12 protein-coding genes are annotated in these 16555 nt (G+C 58.1%); 9 read left to right on the top strand and 3 right to left on the bottom strand.

Annotated elements, in window-relative coordinates; genetic code table 11:
• Positions 1-100: 100 nt before the first annotated feature.
• The gene (locus DFO56_RS05545) at positions 101-598 is read left to right on the top strand and encodes a cupin domain-containing protein (protein WP_045508499.1); all 498 of its coding nucleotides are present in this window, start codon (positions 101-103) and stop codon (positions 596-598) included.
• Positions 599-647: 49 nt separating this feature from the next.
• On the opposite strand, the gene DFO56_RS05540 is transcribed toward DFO56_RS05545, so the two are convergent.
• A complete protein-coding gene (locus DFO56_RS05540) occupies positions 648-1376 on the bottom strand; it encodes a metallophosphoesterase (protein WP_045508497.1) in 729 nt (242 codons plus the stop codon).
• Between the two features lie 180 nt (positions 1377-1556).
• On the bottom strand, positions 1557-2459 hold the full coding sequence (locus DFO56_RS05535) for a LysR family transcriptional regulator (RefSeq protein WP_045508496.1): 903 nt from the start codon (positions 2457-2459) through the stop codon (positions 1557-1559).
• A 101-nt stretch (positions 2460-2560) separates the two neighbouring features.
• On the opposite strand from DFO56_RS05535, the gene DFO56_RS05530 reads away from it, so the two are divergent.
• Entirely contained in the window at positions 2561-3385 is an 825-nt protein-coding gene (locus tag DFO56_RS05530) for an SDR family oxidoreductase (protein WP_045508481.1), read from the top strand.
• Here DFO56_RS05530 and DFO56_RS05525 read toward each other — a convergent pair.
• A complete protein-coding gene (locus DFO56_RS05525; RefSeq protein ID WP_045508475.1) occupies positions 3382-4323 on the bottom strand; it encodes a zinc-dependent alcohol dehydrogenase family protein in 942 nt (313 codons plus the stop codon). The genes DFO56_RS05530 and DFO56_RS05525 overlap by 4 nt on opposite strands.
• Positions 4324-4368: 45 nt before the next feature.
• Between DFO56_RS05525 and bla the strand changes: the two genes are divergently transcribed.
• The 7 genes from bla to glgX all read left to right on the top strand — a co-directional run bounded on the left by bla (position 4369) and on the right by glgX (position 16536).
• Positions 4369-5238, top strand: a complete 870-nt coding sequence (gene bla / locus DFO56_RS05520) for a class A beta-lactamase (RefSeq protein ID WP_045508472.1) — start codon at positions 4369-4371, stop codon at positions 5236-5238.
• Between the two features lie 162 nt (positions 5239-5400).
• Complete coding sequence (gene fdnG, locus DFO56_RS05515; protein ID WP_072051624.1) at positions 5401-8451, top strand: formate dehydrogenase-N subunit alpha; 3051 nt, start codon at positions 5401-5403, stop codon at positions 8449-8451.
• 12 nt (positions 8452-8463) lie between these two features.
• Positions 8464-9351, top strand: a complete 888-nt coding sequence (fdxH, locus tag DFO56_RS05510) for a formate dehydrogenase subunit beta (RefSeq protein ID WP_016496120.1) — start codon at positions 8464-8466, stop codon at positions 9349-9351.
• Positions 9344-9985, top strand: coding sequence for a formate dehydrogenase-N subunit gamma (fdnI, locus tag DFO56_RS05505; protein WP_016496119.1), 642 nt, complete (start codon positions 9344-9346; stop codon positions 9983-9985). The genes fdxH and fdnI overlap by 8 nt, the downstream gene beginning before the upstream one ends.
• A 106-nt stretch (positions 9986-10091) precedes the next feature.
• On the top strand, positions 10092-11879 hold the full coding sequence (gene treZ / locus DFO56_RS05500) for a malto-oligosyltrehalose trehalohydrolase (protein WP_045508469.1): 1788 nt from the start codon (positions 10092-10094) through the stop codon (positions 11877-11879).
• Positions 11876-14386, top strand: coding sequence for a malto-oligosyltrehalose synthase (gene treY, locus DFO56_RS05495; RefSeq protein ID WP_045508467.1), 2511 nt, complete (start codon positions 11876-11878; stop codon positions 14384-14386). The genes treZ and treY overlap by 4 nt, the downstream gene beginning before the upstream one ends.
• A 71-nt stretch (positions 14387-14457) precedes the next feature.
• A complete protein-coding gene (glgX, locus tag DFO56_RS05490; protein WP_016496116.1) occupies positions 14458-16536 on the top strand; it encodes a glycogen debranching protein GlgX in 2079 nt (692 codons plus the stop codon).
• The last annotated feature ends 19 nt before the right edge of the window (positions 16537-16555 follow it).

Raw genomic sequence — 16555 nt, 5'->3', positions numbered from 1 at the left:
CACCTGAGTTAGCGATCCGCAACGTTATATTTTCAGCACGAATTGACAGGCCGAACGGGCGTTTCAATACTAAACAGGAACTCTTTTACCGGAACTGTTTATGAACGACAAAACCTCGCCTGCGTTTGTCATCCGCAATTTTAACCATATCGAAATGGAAAACTTCGTGCGCCCGCCGCTGTATGAATCACTCGGCGGCTCGCTGACCAAAGGCACCCTCGCCAGTAAACTCGGCGCGTCGATCGATATTTTGCCACCGGGCAAACGTGCCTGTCCGTTTCATCTCCATCACGCGCAGGAAGAGATGTTTATTGTGCTGAACGGCAACGGTACGTTGCGCATCGGCGATGAAGAGCGGCCCATCCAGGAAGGGGATGTTATCTGCATTCCGCCAGGCAAAGCGTGGCCGCACCAGATTATCAACACCTCTGAACAACCGCTGCGTTATATCTCGATTAGCACTATGGAAAGCCCGGAAATCTGCGAATACCCGGACGCCGATAAATTTCTCGCGAGAGCACGTACAAACGGCCGGGATGACTTCCGGCGCGTCGAATTTCGCGGTGCAGGTGTGGATTACTGGGAAGGCGAGCCGTGAAAACCAGCGTCCCGGCGCGAAGGGAAAACCGGCGCATGGGCGATACCCGCTACAGGCTGACAAAATGGCTAACGCGGGTATCACCGCGCAGTTCGTGAATGAGAAGTGCAGGCGGATCGCTTACCGCCGGGATGTGCTGAGCATTGAGCATCAGCGGGTTCGCCGGGCAGATGGAGCCGCAAAGGTACGCCGGGATACCGGCAAATGTGGCGGACATCGCGCGGTGGACGTGGCCGGCGCACAGCGCCAGCGGCGGATGCGGTAAGCGCGCCAGCAGTTGCGCCAGTGCCTCGCCGCCATCGCACATGGCGTTATCCAGCGGGGCAATGCCGCTCGGGAAAAGGTGCTGGTGCAAAAAGACCATCGCCGGTTGCGGCTGCGCGCGCAGCGCCGCTTCCAGCCAGTGCAGATGTGGGCGGATATCGCCCCGGCTTTCACCGGTTACGGTCACATCCACGCCAATTACTGGCACGTTATTTATGTGCTCATGAAAATGCAGCGCGTCATGCGCAGATCGGTGAGCAAAAGCGGCCAGATTTTCACACATCCCGGTTTTATCATCGGCATTGCCGGGCAGGATCAGCGAGCGGCACGCCAGACGCTGTAATGCGTGGTCAATCGCGCGATAGCCTGCCCCCCAGCCGTCATCGGTTAAATCACCGCTCACCACCAGCAGATCGGGTTTAAGCTCAAGCAACCAGTCGATGGCGCGCTGCAGGCGCTGCAGATTGTCATTATCCGGCGCGGCATGAATATCGCTCAGTTGGGCAATCAGCATTCTCTCTCCGGGTTATCCGTTTTCACCGTCAAAGCGTAGCCTAACCAGGCTCACTGTAAAAACGGCATAAGTGACTGCATTGATGGTGTGGTATATGGATCCGGCGACTGGGATCCGCCGGACGGCAGGTGCGATTTCCGCCTGGATCTGCACACCGGACAGTTAATTAACGACTGAGCGTTACAGCATGGCTTCGTTGGCCTCACGGATGGCGGCGATAAACGCCTTCAACGTCGCCGGTATTTGCCGGTGACCGGAATAATAGAGACATAAACCAGCAATCGGCGGGCTGAACGGCGACAAAACCTGTTGTGCCAGCCCGTTGTTGATCGCCTCGCGGGCATAGGGTTCGGGGACATAAGCAATGCCGAAGCCTTTTACCACCGCCTCGACCATCAGCGCGCTGTTATCAAGACATAAATTTCCGGGTACGTTGAGCGTCAGCGGCTTGCCATGTTGCACAAACTCCCAGCGATAGCGTTTGCCGCTCGGCAAACGCTGGGCGATACAGCGGTGGCGCAAAAGATCTGCCGGGCTTTGCGGTATACCCGCGCTGTGCAGATATTGCGGCGAGGCGATGGCGATAAAGCGGATCGGCCCGCCGAACGGCACCGCAATCATATCGAGCGGTACGGATTCCGCCAGCCGTACGCCCGCATCAAACCCTTCGGCGACGATATCCACCAGCCGTCCTTCGGTGACAATATCCAGCACCACCTGCGGGTGCGCCTGTAAAAAACCGTCAACCACGTGCGCCAGCAGCCAGCGCGCACCACCTTCATTGGCGTTAATGCGCAGCGTGCCGTGCAGCTCCTGCGGGCGAAAGCGGGTGGCATCCAGCGCCATATCTAACTGGTTGAGCAGGGGATCAATGCGCTGCAACAACGCCGCGCCTTCTTCCGTCAGCGAAACACTGCGGGTTGTGCGATGTAACAGGCGCACGCCAAGCTGGCTTTCCAGCCCGCGCATAGCGTGGCTCAGCGAGGAACGGGACACCCCCAGCTCATTGGCGGCTTGTTGAAAGCTGCGGTGCTGCGCGACCAGCAGGAACGCTTTTAAATCTGCGAGAGTGACATTTTTCATTGTTGAGTATTTTTCACCACTGCATGCCGATTGGTGCGTCTTATCATAGCAGTGCCGGTTGCTTACGCTATCCACTCACCGGAAAACATGTGGAGGTATTTATGACGACATGGCTGATTACCGGCGCTTCGTCCGGGCTGGGATTATTGATGACGCAAACGCTGCTGGCGCGCGGCGACCGCGTGGTGGCCTGCGTACGGCGCGCGGACGCGCTGAATGCATTACAGGCGCAATATGCGTCGCGGCTGCATGTCAGTTGTTTTGATATGACCGACAGCGCGGCGCTGCGCCGCGAAGTGGACGCCGCGTTTACCACTTTTGGTGTGATTGAACGGGTGGTAAGCAACGCCGGCTACGGCTTGTTTGGCGCGGCAGAAGAGGTCAGCGATGCGCAAATTGAGCGGCAGATCGCTACCAATCTTACCGGCTCCATTCAGTTAGTGCGTGCCGTATTGCCGTGGCTGCGCGCGCAGCGCGGCGGGCGGATTGTGCAGGTCTCTTCGGAAGGCGGCCAGGTAGCGTACCCCAATTTCAGCCTTTACCACGCCAGTAAGTGGGGTATTGAAGGTTTTCTGGAATCGGTGGCGCAGGAGGTGAAACCGTTTGGTGTCGATATTGTCATTGCCGAGCCCGGCCCAACGCAAACCGGCTTCGGTGCCGGGCTCGATCACGCCACGCCGCTCGCCGTCTATGACGATACGCCTGCGGGCGAGGTGCGCCGGGGGATCGCCAACGGCAGTTTTGACATAAAAGGCGATGCGCAGCGCACAGTTGATGCGATTATCGCAGCGGCAGATGCCCCCGCGCCGCCGTTCCGTGTGCCACTGGGCAGCCTTGCCTGGGAGCACCTGGTGGCCTCGCTCCGCGCCCGATTAGCGGAAATTGAGCGCCAGCACGATGTGGCGTATTCCGCCGACCGGGATTAAAACGACAACAGCGGTTTGGCTATCCGGCCTGGCGTCTGATACAGCGTGATAGCCTGCCGCCACTGCTGAAAATCTGTCAGCGTGACCTCGCTCACGGGCGTTATGCGCAGGCGCTGCCAGAGTGTGCAAAACGCCTGCTGCCAGCTATCTGCCGTCATCGCGTCGAGATAGTTACGCACATGGAACCAGTGGACCGCGGGTAAGCGCTGGCGGATGCTGAATGGCTGCCCGGAGAGCAAACCGTAGCTGATAAATTGCCCCGTTTTCGGCATTGATTGCAGCAGCGTTTCTGCCAGTGTGCCGCCGGTGGCGTCATAGATAACGCTGGCTTTCTCCGCCGCCCGTTTGATGGCGGTGCTGTCCGTATCGGCCAGCGGTATCACGCCGCAGGCCGCCAGGCGGCTGGCATGAATGGCGGAACGATAAATACCGGTCACGCTTTTCGCCCCCTGACCCCTGGCCCACTGCGCAAGGTAACCGGCGCAGTCAGAACCCGCCGCGGTGACCAGCACATGTTGGCCGTGAGCCGGGTAACGTTCCAGCATCATCTGCGCGGCCAGCGGATTAATGTAGGCGCGGGCGGCGAGCGTATCGTCAATATCATCCGGCACCGGCACAACCAGCTCCGCCGGGCAATCAACATACTGCTGCCAGGTGCCCTGGCCGCGCAGCGGCAACACACGTTTGCCCAGCAGATGCGCGTCTGACCCGGACGTTTCTGTTACCACGCCCACGCCTTCATAACCCGCGACGGCGGGCAGGGTGATGCGGTGGCTGTAGGCGCCGGTGACCGGGATCACATCTGAGGCATTCACCGGCGCAAAGCGCATTTTGACGCGAACCTGTCCTGCCGGAAGCGGTGCCAGCGCGGTGGTTTCAGCTTGCAGAATAGTCTGCGGTTCGCCGAAACTTCTGTACACTAACGCGGTGTTATACATGATGCCCACTCGTGATGTTGCTCTGTCTGAACAAGGATTATACCTATGTTTTTCCCAGTGAAATCAATCTGTTCTTTACTGTTATTGAGCGCGTTTGCCGCCAGCGCCGCCAATATTGATAACGCCACGCTGACGGCGGTGGCCCGCCTGCAGGAAGAACACTTAGGCGCGCGCATCGGCATTGCGGTAGTGGATACCGCCAGCGGTGAGACGGTGAGCTACCGCGGCGATGAGCGTTTTCCGCTTAACAGCACCCACAAAGCGCTGCTGTGCGGCGCGTTGCTGAGCAAGGTCGACAAAGGCGAACTGGCGTTAAATGAGACCACTCAGTTTGCGCAAAGCGAGCTGGTGACCTGGTCGCCGGTGACCAGCAAGTTTGTTGCGCCTGCTTCGATGAGCTGGCAGCAACTGTGCAGCGCGGCAATCACTGAAAGTGACAACACGGCGGCAAATCTGCTGGCGAAAAAGCTGGGCGGACCGGCAGCGGTGACGCGTTTCTTTGCTGATTCAGGTGACAGTGTCACGCGACTCGATCGCGGCGAACCTGAACTCAACAGCGCCGTGCCGGGCGATTTGCGCGATACCACCACGCCGCTGGCTGTCAGCCACACGCTGCAAAAGCTGGCGCTCGGCGAGCTATTAACGCCGCGTTCGCGCGCGCAACTGGTGCAGTGGATGAAAGAGGATAAAGTCGCCGACGCGCTGCTGCGTTCCACGTTGCCAAAAGGCTGGGTGATTGGCGATAAAACCGGGGCGGGCGATTATGGTTCGCGTTCGATTATCAGTATTGTCTGGCCGAAAAAAGGCGCGCCTCGTATTGTATCTATTTATATAACGGATACTAACGCGACAATGGCGCAAAGTAATGACGCCATTGCCCGCATCGGCAAAGCCATATTCAGCGCGACGAAGTAATAAAAAGGGCAGAGAGAAAAATCTCTGCCACTTATTTTAGTTAAATAACTTTCTGCCCCAAATTACCCGCAAAAATAACCATAAATGGATAATGGTTAAGTGTTGAGAATATCCTTATAATCTCCGTCCCTTTTCATGTCTTAAGTTTAAGCTGGAGGACAAATGGAGCTCAACCGGAGGCAGTTCTTTCGGATCTGCGCGGGCGGTCTGGCAGGAAGCACTGTCGCATCTCTCGGATTTTTATCTTCTTTTTCCGTTCACGCGGAAACCCGTCAATATAAACTCTTAAAAGCAAAAGAGACGCGAAATAACTGCACCTATTGTTCAGTCGGCTGCGGCATGCTGATGTACAGCCTCGGTGATAATGCGAAAAATGTCAGTGAAAGTATTTATCACATTGAAGGCGACGCCGATCATCCGGTGAGCCGGGGGGCATTGTGCCCGAAAGGCGCTGGCGTTCTGGATTATATTCACAGCGAAAATCGTTTATTACATCCGCAATATCGCGCGCCGGGTTCCGATAAATGGCAGCGAATTAGCTGGGACGAAGCAATTGATAAAATCGCGCGGTTAATGAAAAAAGATCGCGATGAAAACTTTATTGAAAAAAATGCGCAGGGCGTAACGGTCAATCGCTGGACCACCACCGGCATGCTCTGTTCTTCCGCCGCCAGTAATGAGACTGGCATTCTTGACGGCAAATTTACCCGCGCGCTGGGCATGGTGGCGATCGACTGTCAGGCGCGGTTGTGCCACGGCCCGACCGTTTCCGCGCTGGCACCGACCTTTGGCCGCGGCGCGATGACCAACAACTGGGTGGACATCAAAAACGCCAACGTAGTGCTGATCATGGGCGGTAACGCCGCCGAAGCGCATCCGGTCGGCTTTAAGTGGGTGGTGGAAGCGCAAACCAAAAACAACGCCACCGTGATGGTCGTCGATCCGCGCTTTAACCGCAGTGCGGCGGTGGCCGATTTCTATGCGCCGATCCGCGCCGGTTCCGACACCGCGTTTCTGCTTGGCGCGATCCGCTATCTGATTGAACATGACCAGATCCAGCATGAATATGTGCGCCACTACACCAATGCCAGCCTGATTATTCGCGAAGATTACGCCTTTAACGACGGCCTGTTCAGCGGCTACGACGCGCAAAAACGCCAGTACGACAAATCAAGCTGGTTCTACCAGCTCGACGCCCAGGGCAATGCGTTGCGCGACGAGACGCTGAGCCATCCGCGCTGCGTGTGGAACTTGCTGAAAGCCCACGTTGCGCGCTACACCCCGGAAATGGTCAGCCGCCTGTGCGGCACCACGGTAAAAGATTTCACCCATGTTTGCTCGGTGCTCGGCAGCACCAGCGTGCCGAACCGTACCGCTACCATTCTTTATGCGCTGGGCTGGACGCACCACTCGGCCGGGGCGCAGATCATTCGCGCGGCGGGGATGCTGCAACTGCTGCTCGGTAATATCGGTATGGCGGGCGGCGGCGTGAACGCGCTGCGGGGCCACTCAAATATTCAGGGCTATACCGACTTAGGCCTGCTGTCGACCAACCTGCCGGGTTACATGCCGCTGCCGTCAGAGAAACAGCCGGATTACCAGACCTATATTTCGCAAATCACCCCGCCGTCGCTGGGGGTGAATGAAGTGAACTACTGGCAGAACACGCCGAAGTTTTTCATCAGCATGATGAAGAGTTTCTGGGGCGATCGCGCCACCGCGGAGAACAACTGGGGTTACGACTGGCTGCCGAAATGGGATCGTCTCTACGATGTGATGACCCAGGCCGAGCTGATGATCGAAGGCAAAATCAACGGTTATATCGTGCAGGGGTTCAACCCGCTGGCGGCCTTCCCGGATAAGAACAAGTCATCACGCGCGCTGGCGAAACTGAAATACATGGTGGTTATCGATCCGCTGGCGACCGAATCCTCTACCTTCTGGCAGAACCATGGCGAGATGAACGACGTCAATCCGGCGGAAATTCAGACCGAAGTGTTCCGTCTGCCATCCTCCTGCTTTGCTGAAGAGGACGGTTCCATCGCCAACTCCGGTCGCTGGTTGCAGTGGCACTGGGCCGCCGCCGAGCCGCCGGGAGAGGTATTGCACGACGCCAAAATCCTGGGACGCCTGTTTATGCGCCTGCGCGAGTTGTATCAGGCCGAAGGCGGAGCCAACCCGGAACCGCTGCTGAACATGTCATGGGATTATAACGATCCGTACGATCCGCATCCGGAAGAGGTGGCCCGCGAAGCCAACGGTAAAGCGCTGCGCGATCTGTATGACGACAAAGGCACGCTGATTGCCAAAAAAGGCGAGCAGTTAAGCAGCTTTGCGCAACTGCGCGATGACGGCTCTACCAGCAGCTTCTGCTGGGTGTACTGCGGTAGCTGGACGGAGCGCGGAAACCAGATGGCGAACCGTGATAACAGCGATCCGTACGGGCTGGGCTGTACGCCGGGCTGGGCGTGGTCGTGGCCGGCGAACCGCCGCATTCTTTACAACCGCGCCTCTGCCGATCCGGCGGGTAAACCATGGGACGCGAAGCGCGCACTGCTGCACTGGGATGGTCAGCGCTGGACAGGTATGGACGTTGCCGATTACAGCCAGGCTGCGCCAGGCAGCAATGTCGGGCCGTTTATCATGAACCCGGAAGGCGTGGCGCGACTGTTCTCCATCGACAAGATGAACGACGGCCCGTTCCCGGAACACTACGAGCCGATTGAATCGCCAATTGGCACCAACCCGCTGCACCCGGAAGTGGTTTCCAGCCCGGTGGCGCGTATTTTCGCCGCCGACAACGCCAATATGGGCAAAGCGGATGCTTTCCCGTATGTCGCCACCACCTACTCAATAACCGAGCTGTTCCGCCACTGGACGAAACATGCCCGCCTTAATGCCATCGCGCAGCCGGATCAGTTCGTTGAGATTGGCGAAGCGCTGGCAAAAGAGAAGGGCATTCTTGCTGGCGACGACGTGAAGGTAATGTCGAAACGCGGCTTTATCAAAGCCAAAGCGGTGGTCACGAAGCGTTTGCAAACCCTGACCATTGACGGTCGCCGGGTCGACACTGTCGGCATTCCGTGCCACTGGGGTTTTGAAGGGGCCACGCGTAAAGGCTTCCTTGCTAACACGCTGACGCCATCGGTGGGCGACGCTAACTCGCAGACGCCGGAATACAAGGCGTTTTTGGTCAATATTGAGAAGGCGTAAGGAAGCGAAACCATGTCCATGCAATCACAAGACATTATTAAACGTTCAGCGACCAACGGTTTTACGCCGCCGCCGCAGGCACGGGATTTCCGGGCCGAAGTGGCAAAGCTGATTGATGTGTCCACCTGTATCGGCTGTAAAGGCTGTCAGGTGGCCTGTTCCGAGTGGAACGATATCCGCGATGAGGTGGGGTATTGCGCCGGGGTGTATGACAACCCGCTCGATTTAAGCGCCAAATCCTGGACGGTGATGCGCTTTAGCGAGACCACGCAAAACGGCAAGCTGGAGTGGCTGATCCGCAAAGATGGCTGTATGCACTGCGCGGAGCCGGGCTGTCTGAAAGCCTGCCCGTCGGCGGGCGCGATCATTCAGTACGCCAACGGGATTGTCGATTTCCAGTCGGAGCACTGCATTGGCTGCGGCTACTGCATTGCCGGTTGCCCGTTCAACGTGCCGCGCCTCAACCCGGACGATAACCGGGTCTACAAATGCACGCTCTGTGTCGATCGCGTCAGCGTCGGCCAGGAGCCCGCGTGTGTGAAAACCTGCCCGACCGGGGCGATTCATTTTGGTACCAAAGCCGAGATGCTGGAGCTTGGCGAGCAGCGCGTGGCGCAGTTGCAAAAACGCGGTTATGTCAACGCGGGGGTATACAACCCGCAGGGCGTGGGCGGTACGCATGTGATGTATGTGCTGCATCATGCCGACCAGCCGGGGCTGTATCACAACCTGCCTGCGGAACCGAAAATCGATGTGCCGGTTAATGTGTGGAAAGGCATTCTCAAGCCGCTCTCCGCCGCCGGGTTTATCGCCACCTTTGCCGGTCTGCTGTTCCACTACATCGGCGTAGGGCCGAACAAAGAGACGGATGACGATGAAGAGGAGCACGACCATGAATAAAAGCAAAATGATCCTGCGCACCAAATTTATCGACCGGGCGTGCCACTGGACGGTGGTGATCTGCTTTTTCCTGGTGGCGTTATCCGGTATCGCACTCTTTTTCCCGACGCTGCACTGGCTGACGCAAACCTTCGGCACGCCGCAGATGGGACGCATTCTGCATCCGTTCTTTGGCGTGCTGATCTTTCTGATCCTGATGTTTATGTTCGTGCGCTTTGTGCATCACAACATCCCGGACAAGAAAGATCTGCCGTGGCTGAAAAACATTGTTGAGGTGCTAAAAGGCAACGAGCACAAGGTGGCCGATGTCGGCAAATATAACGCCGGGCAAAAAATGATGTTCTGGACCATCATGAGCATGATTTCGCTGCTGCTGGCGACGGGCGTGGTGATCTGGCGACCGTACTTTGCCCACTTTTTCCCCATCTGGCTGATTCGCTGGTGTTTGCTGGCGCATGCCACCAGCGCCATTATCCTGATGCTCGCCATCCTGGTGCACATGTATATGGCGTTCTGGGTGAAAGGTTCGATCAAAGGCATGATTGAAGGCAACGTGAGCCGCCGCTGGGCGAAGAAGCACCATCCGCGCTGGTATCGCGAAGTCGAAGCCGCAGAAGAAAAACAACAGCAGTAACGCAACTCACCGCCCGGTATGCGCGTGCATGACCGGGCGGCCCGCCAATGGCTTTGCAGATTATCGACTATGATTGTTCTTCGTGACATCGTGGAGAGGTAATTGCATGGCGTCGAAATCGTTTCGTAAAAGCTGGGGAGCCGAATACCTCGCGAATGGTCGCGTGCGTTTTCGGTTATGGGCCACCGGGCAGCAGCAGGTTTCACTGCGTTTACCGGCTGGCGAATTGCCAATGCAACGCCTTGATGACGGCTGGTTTGAACTGACCGTCGATAATATCGCCGCTGGTACGGCGTACCAGTATCTCCTGAGCAACGGCATGGCGGTTCCCGATCCCGCCTCGCGCGCGCAGGCCGCCGACGTTAACGGTCCTTCACTGGTCGTCGACCCGGATCATTACGTCTGGCAACACCCGCAGTGGCAGGGCCGCCCGTGGGCAGAATCCATAGTCTATGAGCTGCATATCGGGACATTCACCCCGCAGGGAACGTTTCGCGCGGCGATGGAAAAATTGCCGCACCTCGCGCAACTCGGCATCACCATGATAGAAGTGATGCCCGTTTCCCAGTTTGGCGGCAATCGCGGCTGGGGCTATGACGGCGTGCTGCTTTATGCGCCGCACTCGGCTTACGGCACGCCGGATGATTTTAAAGCCTTTATCGACGCGGCTCATGGTTACGGCCTTTCAGTGGTGCTGGATATTGTGCTCAACCACTTTGGCCCGGAAGGCAACTATTTGCCCGCGCTGTCGCCGGATTTTTTCCACGCCGAACGCCAGACGCCGTGGGGACCGGGCATCGCGTATGACGTTGACGCCGTGCGGCGTTATATCGTTGAAGCGCCGCTCTACTGGCTCAACGAATACAACCTGGACGGGCTGCGATTTGATGCCATCGATCAGATTGAAGACAGCGCCGAGCCGCCGGTGCTGGTGGAGATTGCCCGCCGTATTCGCGAGGAGATCACCGACCGGCCGGTGCATCTGACCACCGAAGATTGCCGCAATATTATTGCGCTGCATCCGCGCGAGCCGGATGGGCGTGCGCCGCTGTTTACCGCCGAGTGGAATGACGATCTGCACAATGCCGCGCATGTGTTTGCCACCGGCGAAACCCATGCCTATTACCAGGATTTTGCGGATAAGCCTGAAGTCTGGCTGGCGCGGGCGTTAACTGAAGGATTCGCGTTTCAGGGGGAAGTTGCCCCGTCAACCGGTGAACCGCGCGGAGTGGACAGCCGCAGCCAGCCGCCGGTGGCGTTTGTCGATTTTATCCAGAACCACGATCAGACCGGCAACCGCGCGCAGGGCGAGCGGCTCATCACGCTGGCGGGCGAGGAGAGAACGCGCGTGCTGCTCGGCGCGCTGCTCTTTTCCCCGCATATTCCGCTGCTGTTTATGGGCGAAGAGTATGGCGAAACCAATCCTTTTCTGTTCTTTACCGATTTTCATGGCGATCTGGCGCGCGCCGTGCGTGAAGGGCGCGCGCGCGAATTTCAGGGCCATGCGGGACATGAGGGGGAAGCGGTTCCCGATCCGAACGCGCCTGAAACCTTTACCCGTTCACAACTGGACTGGGCGAAAACGCAGCAGGAGACCGGCCAGCGCTGGCTGACGCAAACCCGCGACTGGCTGACGCTGCGCCAGAAATATGTGGTGCCGCTGCTGACAAATGCACAGCGGCAAAATGGGGAAGTGATCGCCACCGCGCCGGGGTTTATCGCGGTCCGCTGGCGCTTCCCACAGGGGACATTATCGCTGGCGCTCAATATTGGCGAAGCCTCGCAACCGTTGCCGGAACTACCCGGCAAAACGCTGGTGGCCTGGCCGCGCGGGCAGGATGACTTACCGCCGAATGCGTTCATTGTTCGTCTGGCTTTGGGAGAGGGAATGTGAATACGCCAACCGCCACTTACCGCTTGCAGTTTCGTAACGGAATGACGTTTGATCGCGCCGCGGCGCTGGTTCCGTATCTTAAACACCTTGGTATCAGCCACCTTTATGCTTCGCCCATTTTTACCGCCGCCAGCGGCTCCACCCACGGTTATGACGTCACTAATGCCAATGAGATCGATCCCACCCTTGGCGGGCGCGGCGGGTTTGACCGGCTGGTGAGTGCGTTAAAAAACGCCGGGCTGGGGCTGATTCTGGATATTGTGCCAAACCATATGGCCGCCTCGCTGGAAAACGCCTGGTGGCGCGATGTGATAGCCAAAGGCGAGAAAAGCCCATATGCCCACCATTTCGACATCGACTGGTCGCGGCGGCTGACGCTGCCGTTTCTCGGTGATGATTTTGACACCGTGCTTGCAAACGGCGAGCTGGCGATCAAAGCCGATCCGCTGACCGGTGAACCGGCGCTGGCCTATTACGACAACTTTTATCCGCTGGTGGCAGAGAGCTGGCAAGGGCGGGAGCAGGCACTCATCGGCGAGACCGATCACACGCTAATCGCTGACATTCATGCGCAGCAGCCCTGGCGGTTAATGAGCTGGCGCGATGCGGCGAATGACCTCTCGTACCGGCGCTTTTTTGAAATCACCGGCCTGGTTGGCGTGCGCGTGGAAGATGAAGCGGTATTTGATGATGCGCACCGGCTGATCCTTGAACTGGTGCACAGCGGTGCGGTGCACGGTTTGCGAATCGATCACGTTGACGGGCTGGCCGATCCGCAGAGTTATCTGACGCGCTTACGCCAGAAGGTGGGGCCTGAGTGTTACCTCACGGTGGAGAAGATCCTCGGCAAAGGCGAGCATCTTCCGGCGGACTGGCCGGTTTCCGGCACCACCGGGTATGAATTTATCGCTGCGCTGTCGGATGTGCTGGTCGATGACGCCAAGCTCGCTAACCTGCGCAAAGCCTACGACAGCGTTGCCGGGCGGCGCGTGAATATGCGCGAGGAGCTGCGCGACGCCAAGCTGCTGATGGTCGATCGTAACTTTAACGGCGAATTCAGCGTGCTGGTGTCGCTGGCGCTCACTATTGGTCATGCGGAAATCCCGGTGCCGCAGGAGGACGCGGTGCGCCAGGCGCTGCGCGAACTGCTGATCGCCTTCCCGGTTTATCGCACCTATGGCACGGAACAGGGGCTACCGGAGGCTGACGCCGCGCTGTTAAACAAGGTGGTGGAGAACGTTCAGCGCAGTCCGTATGCGCCGGACGCTGCCGCGCTCGATTTTGTGCGCCGCATTTTAGTGGGTGATGTGGCGAAAAGCGCGCTCGGTGCGGCGGCACGTTTTCGTACCCGCTTTCAGCAGCTTACCGGCCCGCTGATGGCGAAATCCGTCGAAGATACGCTCTTTTTCCGCCAGCATGTCGATCTGGCGCTTAATGAAGTCGGCGCGGAGCCACTACCGCGCACCTTTTCGCTCGATCGTTTCCACGCAGAGATGCAAACCCGGCTTGAGCGCCAGCCGGATGCGCTTTCCGGCACCTCAACCCATGACACCAAACGCGGGGAAGACGCCAGGGCGCGGCTCTATACCCTGACGGAAGCGCCCGAACGCTGGGCCGATTGCGTGGCGCGCTGGCGGCAGATGAACCATAGCAAAGTGCAACTGCTTGACGATGGACACGCCCCGCGACCGATGGTGGCGTGGATGATCTATCAGGCGCTAGCGGGCGTCTGGCCTGTCAACTTACAAGCCGATGACGTGGAAGGTTTGCGTGCGCTGGAAGAGCGGTTTGTGGCGTTTGTTGAAAAAGCGCTGCGCGAAGCGAAACAGCGTACCGACTGGATCGAGACTAACGACGCCTATGAACAGGCGGTGCTTGATTACGTGCGTCATTTGTTGTCGCCGGAGAATCGCGAGTTTTTGACCGATTTTACCGCCTCGCTACAGCCCTTTATTCGCGCCGGGCTGGTCAATAGCCTGACGCAAACGGTGATCAAACTGACGGCACCCGGCGTACCGGATATTTATCAGGGCAGCGAAGCGCTCAATTTCAGCCTGGTCGACCCGGATAACCGGCTGGAGCCGGATTACGCCGAGCTTGAGCGCCTGCTGGTAGACGAAGAGCAGGCCGATCCGCATTCGCAGGAGAGCTGGTCGAGCGGGCAGTTAAAGCAATTTTTCATCTACCGGCTGCTGCATTTACGCCAGCAGATGCCGTCGTTGTTCCGCCGGGGCGCTTATCTGCCGTTGACCGTTGCGGGTGAAGAGGCGGAGCACCTGATCGCCTTTGCGCGCGTGGAAAACCAGGATGCGTTAATTGTGCTCGCCCCGCGTCTGCTGTTCGATGCCATCGACGGCAGCCTGGCGGGCGCCAATATTGCCCTGCCGGCGGAACTGGCGAATCGGCGTTACCGGGACATACTCAGCTCAGAGGAGGTTTTTCTCACCGACAAAGTGAATCTGCGATCGATAGGCGGTTTCACCTTTGCGGTACTGGTCAGTGCATGATTGCGAAGAAAAGGGTGCGGTTCATCAATCGTTATGTCTGGTGAGACTTTACAGGCGATCAAGGGGAAGCAATGTCTGACGGAAAACAGTTTTACATTACGGCGGGGCACGGCCAGCAACTCGGTGCGAATTACGACGGTGAGGGCGTTAACTTTGCCCTTTTTTCAGCGCATGCGCATCGTGTGGAGCTCTGTTTATACGCGCCCGATGGCAAGCAGGAGATCGCCCGGTTTGATCTGCCGGAAAACACGCACGAGATCTGGCACGGTTATGTGCCAGGCCTGCAACCCGGCGCGTTATACGGCTACCGGGTGCATGGCCCGTTTGAGCCGGAAAACGGCCACCGGTTTAACCCGAATAAATTATTGATTGACCCTTATGCCCGCGAACTGGTCGGTGATATCGAGTGGAACGCGGCCCATTACGCTTATGATTTAGGCCATGAAGATAAAGATCTGACCTTTGATACCCAGGACAGCGCGCCGTTTACGCCCAAGTGCCGGGTTATCGATCCCCACGCGTTCGACTGGCAGGACGGCGCACGGCCGAATATTCCCTGGCCACGTACGGTTTTCTACGAAACTCATGTGAAAGGCTTCACCCAGCTTAATCCGGCGCTGCCGCCGGAACTGCGCGGCACGTTTGAAGGGATGGGACATAAGGCCTCGGTTGAGTACATCAAAAGCCTCGGTATTACGTCTGTCGAACTGCTACCGGTTCACTGGTTCCCGGACGACCAGCATTTGCTCGATAAGGGGCTGCGCAACTTCTGGGGCTATAACACGCTTGGTTTCTTCGCCCCGGCGTCGCGTTATTACGGGCCGCGCGGCATTCAGGGCTTTCGCGATATGGTGCGGGCGTTTCACGATGCCGGTATCGAAGTGATCCTCGATGTGGTTTATAACCACACGGCAGAAGGCAACGAACTGGGGCCAACCCTGTCGTTTAAAGGTATCGATAACTTCTCTTATTACCGCACATTGCCGGATCAGCACCGTTACTACATCAATGACACCGGCACCGGCAACACGGTGAACACGTCGCACCCGCGCGTATTGCAGATGGTGATGGATTCGCTGCGTTACTGGGCAGAATCGATGCATATCGACGGTTTTCGCTTCGATCTGGGCACCATCCTCGGGCGCGAACCGGAAGGGTTCGACCAGCGCGGCGGCTTTTTTGATGCCATGACGCAGGATCCGCTGTTATCCAGGCTGAAACTGGTTGGCGAACCGTGGGACATCGGCCCCGGTGGTTATCAGGTGGGCGGTTTCCCGCCGGGCTGGGCGGAGTGGAACGATAAATACCGCGACACGCTGCGTGAATACTGGAAGGGCGATAACGTCTCGACGGACTTTGCCGCCCGCCTGCTGGGCTCCGGCGATCTGTACGATCAGCGCGGGCGTCGCCCGTGGGCAAGCGTGAATTTTATTACTGCCCACGACGGTTTTACGCTGAACGACCTGGTGTCGTACAACGAAAAACATAATGAAGCCAACGGCGAAGACAATAACGACGGTCACAATGACAACCGCTCCTACAACTACGGCGCGGAAGGGGTGACCGACGACGAAGGCATCAACACCGTGCGCGAACGGCAAAAACGCAACTTCCTTGCGACGCTGTTTTTCTCCCACGGCACGCCAATGCTGCTGGCCGGGGATGAGTTTGGCCGCACCCAGCAGGGCAACAACAATGGCTACTGTCAGGACAGCGAAATCTCGTGGATCGACTGGGATGCGCCGCACAGCGGCAACGGGGAAGCGCTGCGGGAATTTACCCGTCATGTTATTGCGCTGCGGGCATCACAGCCGATCCTGCGGCGCGAAAACTGGCGCGATGGCATGGAGATCCGCTGGTACAACGCCGGTGGCGGCGAGCAGTTACCGGAGCAGTGGGATGAAGGTACGACGCTCGGTGTTTATATCGGACGCCCGGATTTGCAGGAAGAAGAGGGGATCTGGCATGACGTGCTGATGCTGTTTAACCCGTTTGAAGGCACGGTGCCGTTTCGCATTCCGCAGTTCGGCGAAGGCGGCTGGGTGCTGGAGCTGACCACCGCCGATAGCGCGAAACGCGGGGTTGTTATTACCAAAGAGAAGGATTTCGAACTCGAAGGGCGCAGCATCGTGCTGTTCCGTCGTCCGTAAGCAGTGATGCGCCAGGCGA

Origin of the sequence: Kosakonia sp. AG348 (assembly GCF_003337365.1) — a bacterium.
Taxonomy (GTDB): Bacteria; Pseudomonadota; Gammaproteobacteria; order Enterobacterales; family Enterobacteriaceae; genus Kosakonia.
Note: the sequence above shows the minus strand (reverse complement) of the source record. Positions and strands in the feature narration are given on the sequence as shown.

Excerpts from the sequence above, each read along its gene's own strand:
- DFO56_RS05545 (WP_045508499.1), top strand. The coding sequence starts at position 101 with ATGAACGACAAAACCTCGCCTGCGTTTGTCATCCGCAATTTTAACCAT.
- DFO56_RS05540 (WP_045508497.1), bottom strand. The coding sequence starts at position 1,376 with ATGCTGATTGCCCAACTGAGCGATATTCATGCCGCGCCGGATAATGAC.
- DFO56_RS05535 (WP_045508496.1), bottom strand. The coding sequence starts at position 2,459 with ATGAAAAATGTCACTCTCGCAGATTTAAAAGCGTTCCTGCTGGTCGCG.
- DFO56_RS05530 (WP_045508481.1), top strand. The coding sequence starts at position 2,561 with ATGACGACATGGCTGATTACCGGCGCTTCGTCCGGGCTGGGATTATTG.
- DFO56_RS05525 (WP_045508475.1), bottom strand. The coding sequence starts at position 4,323 with ATGTATAACACCGCGTTAGTGTACAGAAGTTTCGGCGAACCGCAGACT.
- bla (WP_045508472.1), top strand. The coding sequence starts at position 4,369 with ATGTTTTTCCCAGTGAAATCAATCTGTTCTTTACTGTTATTGAGCGCG.
- fdnG (WP_072051624.1), top strand. The coding sequence starts at position 5,401 with ATGGAGCTCAACCGGAGGCAGTTCTTTCGGATCTGCGCGGGCGGTCTG.
- fdxH (WP_016496120.1), top strand. The coding sequence starts at position 8,464 with ATGTCCATGCAATCACAAGACATTATTAAACGTTCAGCGACCAACGGT.
- fdnI (WP_016496119.1), top strand. The coding sequence starts at position 9,344 with ATGAATAAAAGCAAAATGATCCTGCGCACCAAATTTATCGACCGGGCG.
- treZ (WP_045508469.1), top strand. The coding sequence starts at position 10,092 with ATGGCGTCGAAATCGTTTCGTAAAAGCTGGGGAGCCGAATACCTCGCG.
- glgX (WP_016496116.1), top strand. The coding sequence starts at position 14,458 with ATGTCTGACGGAAAACAGTTTTACATTACGGCGGGGCACGGCCAGCAA.